Below are 13,354 nucleotides of genomic sequence, written 5' to 3' on the forward strand. Positions count from 1 at the left end.
TTCGACAGGGCACCCGGTGCCGGACGCCCGCCGCTGCGGGCGGACACCCCCCGTCCCGTCCCCTCCCCGCCGTACGCGCCTGCACGACGCCCAAGGCCCGCCTGGCCTTCTGCCCGAGGGCGACTGCACGCCCTGCTTTTCAGGCGCGCAGGACCGACGGCCCATATCAACGCCGGGCGCCGGCACGCCTTTCAGGGGCGCGGGGAACTGCGCGACCAGCCCCCACGGCGCCGCACTGTGATGCACGAGGCCGACGGCTCATGGCAACGCCGGGCGCCGGCATGCTTTTCAGGGGCGCGGGGAACTGCGCGACCAGCCCCCACGGCGCCGCACTGTGATGCACGACGCCAAGGGCTCCTGGCATGGTGAGGGCGGCGCACCGGTTGGTGGTGTGCCGCCCTCGGTTTCGTGGGGTGTCAGTTCGTGTGGGCCGCGCCGTGGACGACCAGTTCCGTGACGTCCATGTACGAGCAGCCCGAGGCGCCCGGATCCGTCGCGCAGTTCACGCCGTTGTCGGCGGCCTGGTTGCCGAGCATGGTCAGGCGGACGTACTGGATGTTCTTGTCCGTGCCGGACTTGAGGGCCACGGTGTTCTCGCGGCCGGTGTCGGCCGGCTTGAAGTGGCCCTGCGCGGCGGTGGTCCAGGTCGAGCCGTCGGGGGAGGTCTCGACGCGGTAGTCACCGAGGGACGCCGTCTCGTCGTCGCCGCAGCCCGCGGTCGGGTCGATGAGGAGGGACGAGATGTCCACGGCGGCGGGGAGCTTGACCGTGTTGTGGACCGGGTCCACGCCCGTGCCGTTGGTGCCGTTCTTGGCCTCCGAGCCCCAGACCGCCGCCGAGAGGTCGATCAGGCCGTTCGGGCCGCAGCCGGAGTCGGTGTAGTCGGGTCCGGTGAAGTCCGCCACCGTGGCGCCGCCGGAGGCCGCCGCCCAGTCGCGGGTGAGCTGCCAGTCGGCGGCGGCGGAGCCGGACTTGACGTCCAGGGTGCGGAGCTGGGGCTCGTAGCCGTTGCCGCTCGCGTAGACCTTGCGGTACGTGCCGTCGGGCACGTCCTTGATGGTGTACGTGCCGTCCGCGGCCGTCAGGGCCGAGAAGTCGGCGCCGGGGAAGCCGGAGTTGTGGCCGCTGATGCTGACCGTGACGCCGGCCGCGGGGGTGCCCGTGGCGGTGTCGGTGACCTTGCCGGTGAGGGTGGTCGTCGGGGTGTTCGGGCCGGGCGGCAGGGAGAAGTCCTCGTCGGGCTTGGTGTCGTCGGTGGAGAGGGCCGCGGCGAAGTAGCCCATGCCCCGGTGGGCGAAGACCTTCCAGATGGTGTCGTGGGCCCGCCCGCCGTTGACGACCGTGTCCGCCTGGAGGATCGCGTTGCGCTGGTCCAGGAAGGAGGGGTTCGCCGGGGAGAGCGCCATGGCGCGGGTCACGAGGGACTCGGTGAGCTTGGTGCCCAGGGCGTTGCGCAGGTCCCAGAGGGTCTCGCTCCAGATCTCGCCGTCCGCGTGGACCTCGGGGCCGCGGCTGTAGATCTTGCCGTAGTCGCCGTACGTGTAACCGCCCTTGCCCGCCGTCCTTGTGCCGGGGCACTTGGCGGAGGTGGAGCCGACCGGGCAGTCCAGGGGCTGGCTGCGGGAGGGGAGTTCGTCCGTCCACTTGGGCGGGTCGAGGGCCACCTCGCCGTCGACGGCCGGGTTGTCCTTGAGCAGCTTCAGGTTGTTCAGGAAGTCGAGGGCGTACCAGTCGCTCCACGCCTCGCCCATCGCCCCGCCCTGCTGGCCGGTGAGGGCCGAGACGCCGTCGGCGTCCACGACGAGACGGTTGGACAGGCCGTGCGTGTACTCGTGGTAGACGGTGGCCGCGTCGTCGCCCCAGTTGCCCTGCAGCACGGTGTACCCGGTGCCCGAACCGGTCAGGTACATCTGCATGGTGGGCGCCGTTCCGTCGGGCGGCGTGCCCATGTTGGCGTTGTTGAGGTGGTTCTCGTCCGGCAGCCCGGCGTTCACGGCCGCGCCGTCGTCGCTCTGGGCGTCCACCGCGTCCCCGTCACGGCCGTCGAAGTTGCCGGCCGCGCGGGTGAAGCCGATCGGGGCGGCCTCCAGGTGGTCGTGGTAGGTGCCCAGGTAGTAGTAGAGCTGCGCCGCGTTCTGCTTGCGGTTGGTCTTCCAGGAGTTCGGCTTCTTCTGGTCCCAGGAGCAGGGCAGCGGCTTGTCGCAGTTGGTGCCGGAGAAGGGCTTGAAGCGGAAGGAGAAGGACCCGTTGGCGTTCGGGGTGATCTCCTCGCCGGCGTCCACCTTGTTGTTGTCGTTGACGTCACTGAAGACGTGCGCGATCCGGCCCTTGAGCGTCTTGGCGCCCGGCGGCAGCCAGTTCCGGCCGCCCAGGCCGAGGTCGGCGGAGTGCTGCTTGCCGCCGGTCGGGGCGCCCGGGTAGCGGTCCCAGACGAGTACCTTGCCGCTGCGGAGCAGGTTGCCGGTCGGGGCGGCGAGGGGCGCGGCGGCCGCGGCGGCGGTGCCGGTCCCGGTGCCGGACGCGGCGAGGTCGGAGGACAGGCTCTGGCGGTACAGGACCCGGCCGGTGCCCGCGTCGACGATGTGCAGCCACATGCCGTGGCCGTCGGGGGTGGTGATGGTCTGCCAGGCCCGGCGGGCGCCGCCGCCCGCCGTGTAGACGACCTGCTTGGCGTCGTCGGACTTCGAGGCGTCGGCCCCGGTGCCGGAGATGTCCCGTACGGCCTCGCGCTTGGCCTGTGTCCCGGTCACCCGGGCGGTCGGCAGCGAGGAGGGCAGGTCGCGTACGGGTGATCCCTGGACGCTGATCAGGCGTCCGTCCCGGGAGACGTTCGCCTTGACGCCGCTGCCGAACAGCGGGACGCCGTCGACCGACTGCGTGAACGACAGCTGCCGTATCCCCGCGACATCCGTGTACTGCTTGCGCAGGGTCAGGGCGTCGACCTGCGCGGCGGAGAGGCCGAACACATCGGGATGGGCCCGCAGATACCGTCGTACGACCTCTTCGGGCGTCGAATCGGTGGGCGGGGTGAGATATCCGTCGAGCTTGGCGACCTCGCGGGCGGTGCCGGTGGCCGGGTCCAGTTGGAGGACGCCCTCGGTGCCGAGCTGCTTGCGCAACTTCCTTACGCCGGACCGCTGTTCGGCTTTGGTGAGGCGGGCGTCGCGGCGTATCAGGCTCTGCTGCGAGGGCGTGGGCGGTGTGGTCGCGGCCGCAGAGCCGTCGTCCGCCGGGGTGTTCTGCGTGGCGCTCGCCGCGCCGGGCAGAAAGGCGACGGCCAGCGCAAGGCCGGCCGTCGCGGAGAGTATGGTCGCACGCGTTCTGTGCGCGGAGGCTTTCGCCATGTCTGTCTGCCTCGTGGGGGGTGAGGGCCCAACGGCCGCGGACAGCGGTCGTTTTGTACGCCCAGACCCTTTCAGTACACCCCGCACCCCATAAACCCTGGATCTTCAATTGTCACAGAAGTCACACAGGTCGCGCGCCGGGTTTCCCGTCAGGGGGCCACGGCCCGGCCCGTCTGCGGGGAGATCCGGCCGGCGCACAGACCGCGTGCGGCCAGTTGCTGGGCGATGCGCGGTACGGCGGCGAGCGTGTTGGTGGCCCAGTCGTGCATCAGGATGACCTGGCCGTTGGTCAGCCGCCCGGCGGCGGCCACGATCGCGTCCGTACCGGCGCCGTTCCAGTCCTGCGAGTCCACGTCCCAGATGATCTCGGTCAGGCCGTACTTGGCCTCCACGGTCCGCACCGTCGCGTTGGTCTCGCCGTACGGCGGTCTGAACAGCTTCGGTGTGCCGCCGCCCGCCGCCGCGATCGCCGTCTGGGTGCGGGAGAGTTCGGAGTCGATCTGCGCCTGGCCGAGCTGGGTGAGGTGCGGGTGGGTGTAGCTGTGGTTGCCGACCCACATGCCGGCGTCCACCTGGGCCTTCACCTGGGCCGGGTAGGCGGCGGCGTACTGGCCCTCGTTGAACATGGTGGCCCGTAGCCCGTTCTGTTTCAGGGAGTTGAGCAGGGCGGCGGTGTGGCTGGAGGGGCCGTCATCGAAGGTCAGGCCGACGTAGCCGTTGCAGGCGGCGGCGTGGGCGGGGGACGGGTGGAGGGCGAGGGTGCCGGTGGCGGCGAGCGCGAGAGTGGCCAGGGCCGTGGTCAACGGCCGTAAGGGGAACGGTGTTCGGGCGCTCATCACGCCACCGTGATGTTGGAGCTGCCGCTGCTCTGATAGCCCTCGGTCGCGAGGATCATGTAGTACTTGAAGCTGCCGAGGGGCATCCCGGCGCGGGCCCATGCGTCGAAGTGGTTGCCGGTGGTGATGGAGCCGCCCGTCCGCTTGGACTGCCGGACGCTCCAGTACTGGTTGAAGGTCTTGGTGCCCTCCACGGACGGCGCGTTGTAGCGGGTCGTCTGGTAGATGTCGTAGGTGCCGCCGTCGCTGGTCACGGTGCCCTTGTAGGTGCCCGTCGGCCGGTAGGTGCCCCAGTTGTCGACGATGTAGTACTCGACGAGCGGGCTCGACGTCCATCCGTAGAGGGACAGGTAGCCGTTGCCGGACGGGCTGAAGCCGCCCGAGTAACTCACCGTCCTGCGCGAGCCGTTGCTCCAGCCCTTTCCGGCGACGAAGTTCCCGGTGTTGCGCCAGCTGGTGCTGTAGTTCCCGCCGGAGCCCAGGGTCATGGAGACCGTGCCCTGTGCGTCGGTCCAGAACGAGTAGTAGTAGCCGTTGTTGGTCCCCGTCTGGTTCGTGGTGATGACGGTGGCGGCCTGAGCGGTACCGGGCAGCGCGAGCGCGGCCGCTCCGCCGAGCAGCAGGGCGCAGGCCTGCCGACGGCTTGTCAGGTGTACGGGTGCGGGTGTCATGGGGCCGAGTGTTGGCCTGTGCGCGTCAAGCGTCAACAGTTTCGGCAGCTATTTCGGAACGTTCGGAAAGAGAAAATGCTCTTGGGGATGGCTGTTTGTTATTTTTCCAGCTCATGACTAGATCAAATCACGCGCTCATTTATTCGAATGTTTCGAGGTATTCCCGGTATGACTGTGGGATGGGGGATGAGGGCTGGGGGGATGGGGGAGGGGGATGGGTGAGGGGATGCGTCAGGGGTGGGACGGGGGCCGTGTCGTGTCAGCGGACCCGTGCCGCACGCTGCAAGGCCTCCGCCGCCAGTCGCGTGGCCGCACGGCGCGTGGCCGAGCCCAGCAGATCGGTACGGATCGGGCCGCCGGCGGCGAGATGGCGGTCGTAGGGCAGATGCACGATGGAGACCCCGGTCTCGCGCAGGTGCGCGGTCGCCGTCCTCAGGTCGAGGTTGAGGTCCGGGGTGCCGGAAATCAGCGCTACGACGGTGCAGGCCAGGGCCTCGTGCGGCAGTTGGGCCAGCCAGTCCAGGACGACCCGGGTGCCGCCCACGCCCTCGGCGGTGAGCGGGGCGACGACGACACGGGCGTGCGCCGTGTCCATCGCCGTACGGGCGACCTCCCCCGGCAGCGTCTCGCAGTCCACGACCGTCACGGCGAAGTAGCGGCGCAGGGCCAGGGTCACCTTGCGGTACGTCCGGACGTCCAGGGGCGCGCCGACCCGTCCCTGGCTCGCGGGGAGCAGCCAGCCGCCGCCGGACAGCGGTACCAAGTAGCCGATGACGTCGGTGAGTTGCATGGACGGGGTGAGGATCTGGGCGAGGTCGGGGGCCGACCAGCGGACCGTTCGCGCGCCGAGTCGCACCGGCAGCGTCCCCAGCGCGGCGTCCGCTTCGAGGGTGAGGACGGGGTCGTGCCGGTAGTGGGTGAACGCGTGAGAGAGGAGCGCGGTGGTGGTCGTCTTGCCCACCCCGCCCCGGATCGACGTCACGGCGATGACCCGCCCGCTGCCGATCGGCTGCTGCAACTCCCGCCCGATACGGGTCTCTTCGGCCACCTCCTGCGAAGCGGACGAAGCCAGCCGCCGCAACGACTGCCCGGTACGCCGCCCGAGAGAGTCCCCACGCACCGGCTTCCCGAGAGCGAGCGCGAGCCGGGGGTCGAGGGTGGGGACGGATTCGGGGGCGGGACCGGAGACCGCCGACGCGGCAGCGCGGGGGCGGACTACGGGGGTGGCGCTGGTGGGTGGGTGCGGGTGGTTGGGAGCGGCGGATGGGGGGTGCGGGGTCGGGGGCTGGGGTTGGGGTTGGGGTGTGGTGGCGGGGGACGGGGGTGTCGGTGGGTGCGTGGCCAGGGGGTGGCTGGGGGCGGTGGTTGGTGGGTGGGGTTGGGGTGCGGTGGCCGGGGACGGGGGTGTCGGTGGGTGCGCGGTCAGGGGGTGGCTGGGGGCGGGAGTTGGCGGCTGGGGGTGGGGTGGGGTGGTAGGACGCGGGGGTGTCGACGGGTACGCGGCTATGGGGGGCGCGACGGGTGCGGTGAGGGTGTTGCCGGTAGTCGGCAGGGGGTGGGGCGGGACGAGTTGAGGCGCCTGTGTCGGTACGGCCGGTGGGACCTGCGTCGGCAGAGGCCGCGCGGCCGGCTCGGGCACCGGCTGCGGGTCGAAGTCGGTCAGCGGCCCTGCCGTTCCCTCCTCCGCCCAGTGCTCCTGCTCCCGCTCCGGCCCTTGACCGTGTCCCGCCCCCTGCTCCCGCGTTGCCCCCTGCTCCCGCTCCGGCCCCTGCGTCAGTTCCTGTGCCTGTTCCGGTTCCGGGTTCGGCCTCTGTGCCTGTTCCGGGTTCGGCTCATGCGTCAGTTCCGGCCCCTGCTCCGGCTCCTGCGTCAGCTCCCGCTCCGGCTCTTGCGTCAGCGGCGCCTTCGACCCCTGCGTCAGCTCTCGCACCGGCCCTTGTGCCAGCTGCTGCTCCGGCTCCTGCGTCAGCTCCCGCTCCGGCTCTTGCGTCAGCGGCGCCTTCGACCCCTGCGTCAGCTCTCGCACCGGCCCTTGTGTCAGCCCCTGCTCCGGCCCCTGCGTCAGCTGCTGCTCCGGCCTATGCGCCCGCGCCGTCTGCGGTGTCAGCCCCCGCGGCCCTTCCTCCTCCGTCTGCCCCACGCCTCCCGAGGGCGCCCCGAAGCCGTTGCGTGAGCGGCGTTGGCGCCAGTCGGCTGGGTTGGGGCGGGGCTCGTCGGGGTGGCGGACCGGAAGGGGGGCCTTGGCGTCCGATGCCCCCGATGTTGCCGTCGCCGCCGTCGCCGTCGCCGCCGTCGCCGCCGAAGTCCCCGAAGCCCTCGGGGTCTCCGATGCCGCCGCAGTCCCCGGAGTCCCCGCAGTCCCCGGAGTCCCCGATGCCGTGTCCGTTGGGGGCAGGTGTGTCGTGTCGTCGTTCTCCTCGTCGCTGAGCGGGCTCACCGCAGCCCCAGGGCGGACCGTGGCCTCGGAACCGCGCGGGCCGGACCCCGGCGTCTCGTCGCCGTCGTCACCGTGCTGAGCCAGGTTCATCCCTGCCGCCTCATGCCTACGCGAAGGTGTCGAGCGGTTGCCCGTACACCCCGAAGACGCCGATCACCAGGGGGACCAGCGCGACCACCCCGACCGACTCGAGCAGCTCGCCCGACCGCCGTGCCCGCAGCCGTACGCGCTCGGTCGGGCGCACCGTCCGGACACCGAGCGCCAGGACGGCCGGCACGCCGATGAGGGGCAGTCGTACGGCTGCAGACCAGTCGTGCGCCTCCCCGAGACTCCACACCCCACACACCCCCAGGGCCCCGCCGGCGACAAGCGGGAGCGCGACCCCGACGGCCGGTGCGGCGAACTCCTGCCGGGTCAGTACGGCGGCCACCAGCGCCAAGCCGACGACCGCCGCGCCGGCGACACCCCGTACCGCGGCAGGACCCCAACTCCAGGCCCGCACAGGGCTCGACGCCGGCCTCGTACGGCTCGAAGCCCCCGTAGACATCACGCGTTCGAACTTATCACCGGGCGAAACTCCCCTGGTCGGCCCTCACTTCGGGCGCACACAACACCGCACGGAATCCCCACACCGTCAAAACGCCCGCAGAACCCCCTGACGGAGGACAGAGGGCGTGGCGCGGAGGGAATCGTCCGGGGCCGGCAGTAGCGTCGCCACGCCGCGTACCCGCTCGTGGCCGCCGGTTTCCGTCCCGAGGGCCAGGGCACCCGCCCGGTGGCCCGGCCGTGGAGGAGGACGATGACCGAACCGTCAGTACGTGTCGGGGACCGCCGGCGACGGGCTGCCCCGGAGCCCTCCCTCGGACGTACTCTGCTGAACTGGGCGACCACCACCGACCACAAGGTGATCGGCCGCCTCTACATGGTCACGGCCTTCTGCTTCTTCCTGTTCGCCGGACTCCTCGCGATGGCGATGCGCGCCGAACTCGCCCGCCCCGGGCTGCAGTTCATGAACGAGCACACCTACAACCAGCTCTTCACCATCCACGGCACGATCATGATGCTCGGCTGACGGAAGCGGGCCTCAGCCGGGGGTGACACGACCGCGCCACGAACCGGACTCACCGCCGCGCGCCTCGATGTACTCCTTGAAGCGCCGCATGTCGCCCTTGACCCGCCGGTCCATCACTCCGAGCACATCGGCTGCCTTCTCCACGGCTCCGCTGGAATCGACGTCCATGACGAGTTCCACCCGCGTGTGCAGGTCGTCCAGGCTCTGGAAGCGCACCATGCCCATCTGCCGGGTGTCGCCGCCGACCGTGCGCCAGGCGATCCGCTCGTCCGGCAGCTGGTCCACGATCTCGGTGTCGAACTCGCGCCGCACTCCGCCGATCTTGGTGGTCCAGTGGTTGTGGGTGTCGTCGAGCTGGGTCACCTCCTCGACGCCCTCCATGAACTTCGGGAACTCCGCGAACTGGGTCCACTGGTTGTACGCGGTACGGACCGGTACGGCGACCTCGACCGCTTCCTTCACTGTGCTCATGTTCAAGCCTCCTTCGGGTGTCGACGGTGGACCGGGTACCCCGGACGGCGGCCAGCACGTTGCACGGATCCGGCGGATCAAGCGGAGTAATCCGCCGTGCGGTGGGAAGGGGGTGCCCAAGGCGGCTTGACGGTCGGCCGATCCTCGAGGTGACGACATGCCCGAACCCCGCATCCGGTCACTGGCGGATTCGGTCGGCGCGAAGGCGCTGGCCATCCGCAGCGAGATGAAGGGGACCACCGCGGTCCTGACCTTCCACGGCGAGCTCGTGTACGGCTGTGTGCCCGTCCTGGAGCACGCGCTGGACAAGCTGCCGCGCACATCGACCGAGCTTGTCCTGGACATGGCCGACGTGAGCTTCATGGACTCCTCCGGACTGGAGTTCCTGGTCCGTCTGCAGGAGTACAGCGACCTCGGTGACCTCCCCGTCCGGACCGTCAACTGGCGCGGCCAGCCCCTCCGGGTCCTGGAGATCACCGGTGTGTCGGAGGTCGTGGCGGACCTCGGCAGCGATGCCCGTCCGGCTGCTCCGCCGCCCTCCGAGGAGGGGCTGCACGCGTCCGGCGCGGCTGTCGAACGCGCGGAACAGGTGGACCATCTGCAGGAGGAGGTCCGGCAGCTGCACCAGGCGATCGAGTCCCGCCCGGTGATCGACCAGGCCCGCGGCATCATCATGGCCGTGGAGGCCTGCGGCGCCGAGGACGCCTGGGCGATACTGCGCGAGGCGTCCCAGCACACGAACATGAAGCTGAAGACCGTCGCCACGGCGGTCGTCACCAGCGTCGACGGGGACGCCCCCGCCGAACCACTGCGCCGAGCACTGAACGACGCGGCCGTACGACGCCGCCGCCGCGCCCGGCGCGGCGGAGAGGGGACGCCTTCCGGTACGGAGCAGTGATGGCGTGGACGGGAGGCCTCTCAGAGGTCCGGGAGGCCTCTCAGAGGTCGCGGTGCTCCAGTGGCCGGATGGCCGGACCCTGGACGACGTTGCCCTCCGGGTCGAAGCGGGAGCCGTGGCAGGGGCACTCCCAGGTGCGCTCCGCCCGGTTGAAGGCGACCAGACAGCCCAGATGCGTACAGCGGGCGGCGACCGCGTGGAGCTCGCCCTCGTCGTCGCGATGGACGGCCCAGTGGTGACCGCCGACGAGGACGACCGCGCCGTCTCCCGGCGCGATGCCGTCCGTGGAGGCGCCCCACCCGGTCGGCAGCCGGTCGCCGACGAAGTGCCGGGCGACATGTGCCTGGTGCTTGAGGAAGGCGGGCGCCTCGCGTACGACGGTGCCCAGCCGGCGGGGATCGTACAGCCCGCTCCACTCGGAATCGCGCCCGTTGATCAGATCGGTCAGCAGCCGGCCGGCCATGATGCTGCTGCTCAGGCCCCAGCCGCCGAACCCGGTCGCCACATAGGTGTGTCGCCCCGGGGTGGGCAGCGGTCCGACGAGGGGCACGGAGTCGGTGGAGTCGTTGTCCTGCGTCGCCCAGCGATACGCGAAGTCGAGCTTCCCGAACCGTTCCACGGCCCAGTCGGCCAGCCGCTCGAACCGCGCCTCGGCATCGGCGGTACCCGGGCCGAAGTGCTCCCCGGTGACGATCAGCAGCCGCCGGCCGTCCTCGTAGGGAGCCGTGCGCACCGAGCGGGTGCCCTGCTCGGGGGTGATGAACATGCCCTGCGGATCGAGATCGGCGGGCACGGGTGCCGCCCAGACCAGCTCGCGGCGCGGGGAGAGCCGGGTGAACAGCAGGGCGCGGTCGAAGATCGGGTAGTGGGTGGCGACCACGACGTCCCGGGCGGTGACCGTGGCCCCCGACTCGGTCGTCAGACGGCAGGGCTCGCCCTCCTTGAGGCCGACGACGCGGGTGTTCTCGTAGATCCGCGCGCCCTGCCGGAGCAGGTCGTCGGCCAGCGCCAGCAGGTACTTCCGGGGATGGAACTGCGCCTGCCCGGTGACCCGGACCGCGCCCGCGACATCGAACGGCAGCCCCGTCCCGGTCACGTAGTCGGCGGCCAGGCCCGCTTCCCGGGCGGCTTCCGCCTCGGCCCTGAGTTCCGGGGTGCGCGCCGGATCCTCCACGTAGGTGTAGGCCGCCGTCTCCTCCCAGTCGCAGTCGATCCCCAGCTCGTCCACGATCGCGGCGGCGCGCTCCAGGGCCCGCGTCTGTGAGTCGGCGTAGAGCCTCGCCGCCTCGGCTCCCCGGGTACGGCGCAGCCGCTCGTAGACGAGGGTGTGCAGCGCGCTCAGTTTGGCGGTGGTGTGGCCCGTGACCCCGCAGGCGATCCGGCCGGCCTCCAGCAGTGCCACCCCACGTCCGCTGCGCGCCAGCTCCCAGGCCGTACTGAGCCCCGCGATCCCCGCGCCGATCACGGCGACGTCGACGGTGATGTCCCCGTCCGGCGCCGGGTACGGCTCCCCTTGCGGGGCCGTGGCGATCCAGTACGACCTCTGCTCCGCGGCGAACGTGTTCATGAACCCCGGGTTCCCCCGCCGCGGACACCGATGCGGGAATGCCCCCCGTCGCTCAGCGGGACGCGCAGGGCGCTGCGCTGTTGCCGCCAGGCGGTGAGGAGGTGGGCGGCGAGCCGGTCCTCGAGGAAGCCGGTGGCGTGGACGCCGAAGGCGATGTCGGCTTCGAGGCCGGGCTCCTCGGCCAGGAGCCCGCCGACCACCTCGTGGCGTACGACCTGCTCGTGCACGGCGTCCGCCTCCACGTGCTCGTCGTAGAACCGCTGTGCCGCCGCCCCCGCGCCCAGCCGGCGCAGCGCCGTGGCCAGCCGGCGGGAGCCCGGCGACGACGTCACCTCCACCGTCGCGAAGTGGCCGACGAGCGCGCCGCGCAGGGCCCGGTGCAGCCCGAACAGGGACATCAGGTTCACCGTGGCGAGCGCCTCGGCGGGCGCGGACCCCAGATAGTGCCCGTAGTCCGTGTCCAGGCCCAGATCACGCATCAGGTCGGCGAAGAGCCGGGCGTGGATCTCGTCCGCGCGACCGGCACCGAACTCGTCGAACTCGACCGCCACCATGCCCGCCTTGGCCCGTCCGCGCAGCCGGGGGATGACCCAGGCGTGCGGGTCGGCCTCCTTGAGGTGGTAGAGGGAGCGCAGGGCGGCGTACTCCCTGAACTGCCACAGCTCACCGTCGCGTTGCAGGTGGTGGCTGACGCTGGTGTCGTCGTGACCGGTGGGCTCCACGAGCAGCCCGTCCAGCGCCCGCCCGGCGTCGGAGCGCGGTGGGACATCGGCGCGCAGGGCCGAGAGGAACCGGTCCTCCAGGAGGCGGCGCAGCGCCAGCAGGTCCGGGTCCCACTCGCGGTCGTCGGGCACCTCCTCGAACCCCTGGTAGTGGAGCTCGTAGAGGAGATAGAGGGCGAGCTGCAGATCGTCGCCGTAGGGGTCGTGGCGGTCCGGGGACGAAGGGGACGACGGGGACGACGGGGGCCGCGGCCGGCGGCCGTCGAGCAGCGCGCTCAGCACCGTCCCCGACAACTCGCCGCGCGCCTCGGGAAGCCGGGGCCCGCTCACGTCGTCGGCTCCTGGTCGGGCTTGGTACGGCGGCGGTGGCTGGTGTCGCACCACGGGTAGGCACGACTGCGGCGGCAGGTGCACAGCGCGACCATGAAGCGCCGGGAGGTGGCGAGATTGCCGTCGGGCAGTTCCACCTCGACCGGACCCTCCACCAGCAGCGGCCCACCCTGCTCGACGATCACTCGACGCGGACGCTCAGTGCTGCTCGGACGCTCAGTGCTGCTCGGCACGGATGACCACCAGTTCCTCTCGGTTCTCGGCGCCGTCCACCAGGCCTTCCCGCACCAGCCAGGGCCGCCGGGAGCGCAACACCGGGCCGTACGGCACCACCGCCCGGTCGGTGACCGACGCCCGCAGTCCGGCGTGCGCCAGGCGCTGCAGGGTGGCCCGGCTGCCGCACAGACCGGAGTGCACGATCAGCAGGACACCGCCCGGCCGCAGCACCGTGGGCGCGGCGGCGCAGATCCGGTCCACGAAGGCGCGTCCGTCCCGGCCCGCGTCCCACGCCCGGGCCCGGCCACGGCGCGGCGGCCGGGCGGAGGGCGAGGGCACATAGGGCGGGTTGCTGACCACCAGGTCGTACGAACGCCCCGGCACCGCGTCGGCGAGATCGCCACGCCGGACGCGGACCCGCTGGCCGGACAGCAGCGCGTTGACCCGCGTGGTCAGCACGGCCAGCCGGGAGATGTCGACGGCCGTCACCTTGGCGCCCAGCCGAGCGGCCTGCACGGCGAGGGCGCCGCTGCCGGTGCCGAGGTCGAGCACCTCGGTGGCCGCCCCGACCCCCTCCCGGTGCAGCGCGCGCGCCAGCAGGCCGGTGTCCCACTGCGGGGCGTAGACCCCGGGCAGGCTGAAGGGAAGAGCCGGCGGTACGACCGCCAAGCTGTCCACCGTCATCACACGTCTCCGTTCGGCGGGGCGCCCGCGGGGGCACCGATTCCACACTCCGCCGCCGGGTGTTTTACGGGTAAAGGGACGGATGTGGGCCAGTCTGTGTCGCCCT

At 71.7% G+C, this 13,354-nt stretch carries 11 protein-coding genes and 1 pseudogene; 2 read left to right on the forward strand and 10 right to left on the reverse strand.

From position 1 onward, the window contains the following. Window positions 1–416 precede the first annotated feature (416 nt). From ABZT17_RS38815 to ABZT17_RS38835, 5 genes are all read right to left on the reverse strand, one after another. Window positions 417–3,344, reverse strand: coding sequence for a M36 family metallopeptidase (locus tag ABZT17_RS38815; protein ID WP_356356389.1), 2,928 nt, complete (start codon window positions 3,342–3,344; stop codon window positions 417–419). Between the two features lie 149 nt (window positions 3,345–3,493). Continuing rightward, window positions 3,494–4,180 (reverse strand): polysaccharide deacetylase family protein, encoded by a 687-nt coding sequence (locus ABZT17_RS38820; RefSeq protein ID WP_356356391.1) that lies wholly within the window; start codon window positions 4,178–4,180, stop codon window positions 3,494–3,496. Beyond that, entirely contained in the window at window positions 4,180–4,851 is a 672-nt protein-coding gene (locus ABZT17_RS38825) for a glycoside hydrolase family 11 protein (protein WP_356356393.1), read from the reverse strand. The genes ABZT17_RS38820 and ABZT17_RS38825 overlap by 1 nt, the downstream gene beginning before the upstream one ends. A gap of 259 nt (window positions 4,852–5,110) precedes the next feature. Beyond that, window positions 5,111–5,899: a type VII secretion protein gene (locus tag ABZT17_RS38830; RefSeq protein ID WP_356356395.1), complete on the reverse strand. Its 789-nt coding sequence runs from the start codon at window positions 5,897–5,899 to the stop codon at window positions 5,111–5,113. A gap of 1,495 nt (window positions 5,900–7,394) precedes the next feature. Continuing rightward, complete coding sequence (locus tag ABZT17_RS38835; protein ID WP_356356397.1) at window positions 7,395–7,838, reverse strand: hypothetical protein; 444 nt, start codon at window positions 7,836–7,838, stop codon at window positions 7,395–7,397. 249 nt (window positions 7,839–8,087) lie between these two features. Between ABZT17_RS38835 and ABZT17_RS38840 the strand changes: the two are divergent. Further along, a pseudogene (locus tag ABZT17_RS38840) lies at window positions 8,088–8,354 on the forward strand (cbb3-type cytochrome c oxidase subunit I); the annotation flags it as partial. A gap of 18 nt (window positions 8,355–8,372) precedes the next feature. On the opposite strand, the gene ABZT17_RS38845 reads toward ABZT17_RS38840, so the two are convergent. Beyond that, window positions 8,373–8,831 (reverse strand): SRPBCC family protein, encoded by a 459-nt coding sequence (locus tag ABZT17_RS38845; RefSeq protein WP_356356399.1) that lies wholly within the window; start codon window positions 8,829–8,831, stop codon window positions 8,373–8,375. 157 nt (window positions 8,832–8,988) lie between these two features. Here ABZT17_RS38845 and ABZT17_RS38850 point away from each other — a divergent pair, with 157 nt between their 5' ends. Then, entirely contained in the window at window positions 8,989–9,729 is a 741-nt protein-coding gene (locus ABZT17_RS38850) for an ANTAR domain-containing protein (protein ID WP_356356401.1), read from the forward strand. A gap of 40 nt (window positions 9,730–9,769) precedes the next feature. Here the strand turns inward: ABZT17_RS38850 and ABZT17_RS38855 are convergent, their stop codons facing one another. From ABZT17_RS38855 to ABZT17_RS38870, 4 genes are read right to left on the reverse strand one after another with little or no spacing between them, the layout of a single operon-like run. Next, complete coding sequence (locus tag ABZT17_RS38855) at window positions 9,770–11,296, reverse strand: FAD-dependent oxidoreductase (RefSeq protein ID WP_356356403.1); 1,527 nt, start codon at window positions 11,294–11,296, stop codon at window positions 9,770–9,772. Continuing rightward, a complete protein-coding gene (locus ABZT17_RS38860; RefSeq protein ID WP_356356404.1) occupies window positions 11,293–12,348 on the reverse strand; it encodes an iron-containing redox enzyme family protein in 1,056 nt (351 codons plus the stop codon). Before ABZT17_RS38860 ends, ABZT17_RS38855 begins: the two co-directional genes overlap by 4 nt. Then, window positions 12,345–12,581: a CDGSH iron-sulfur domain-containing protein gene (locus tag ABZT17_RS38865; protein ID WP_356356406.1), complete on the reverse strand. Its 237-nt coding sequence runs from the start codon at window positions 12,579–12,581 to the stop codon at window positions 12,345–12,347. Before ABZT17_RS38865 ends, ABZT17_RS38860 begins: the two co-directional genes overlap by 4 nt. Further along, entirely contained in the window at window positions 12,565–13,248 is a 684-nt protein-coding gene (locus ABZT17_RS38870) for a HemK2/MTQ2 family protein methyltransferase (protein WP_356356408.1), read from the reverse strand. The genes ABZT17_RS38865 and ABZT17_RS38870 overlap by 17 nt, the downstream gene beginning before the upstream one ends. Window positions 13,249–13,354: the final 106 nt, after the last annotated feature.

Source organism: Streptomyces sp. NPDC005648, from assembly GCF_040605395.1.
In the GTDB taxonomy this organism is placed as follows: Bacteria; Actinomycetota; Actinomycetes; order Streptomycetales; family Streptomycetaceae; genus Streptomyces.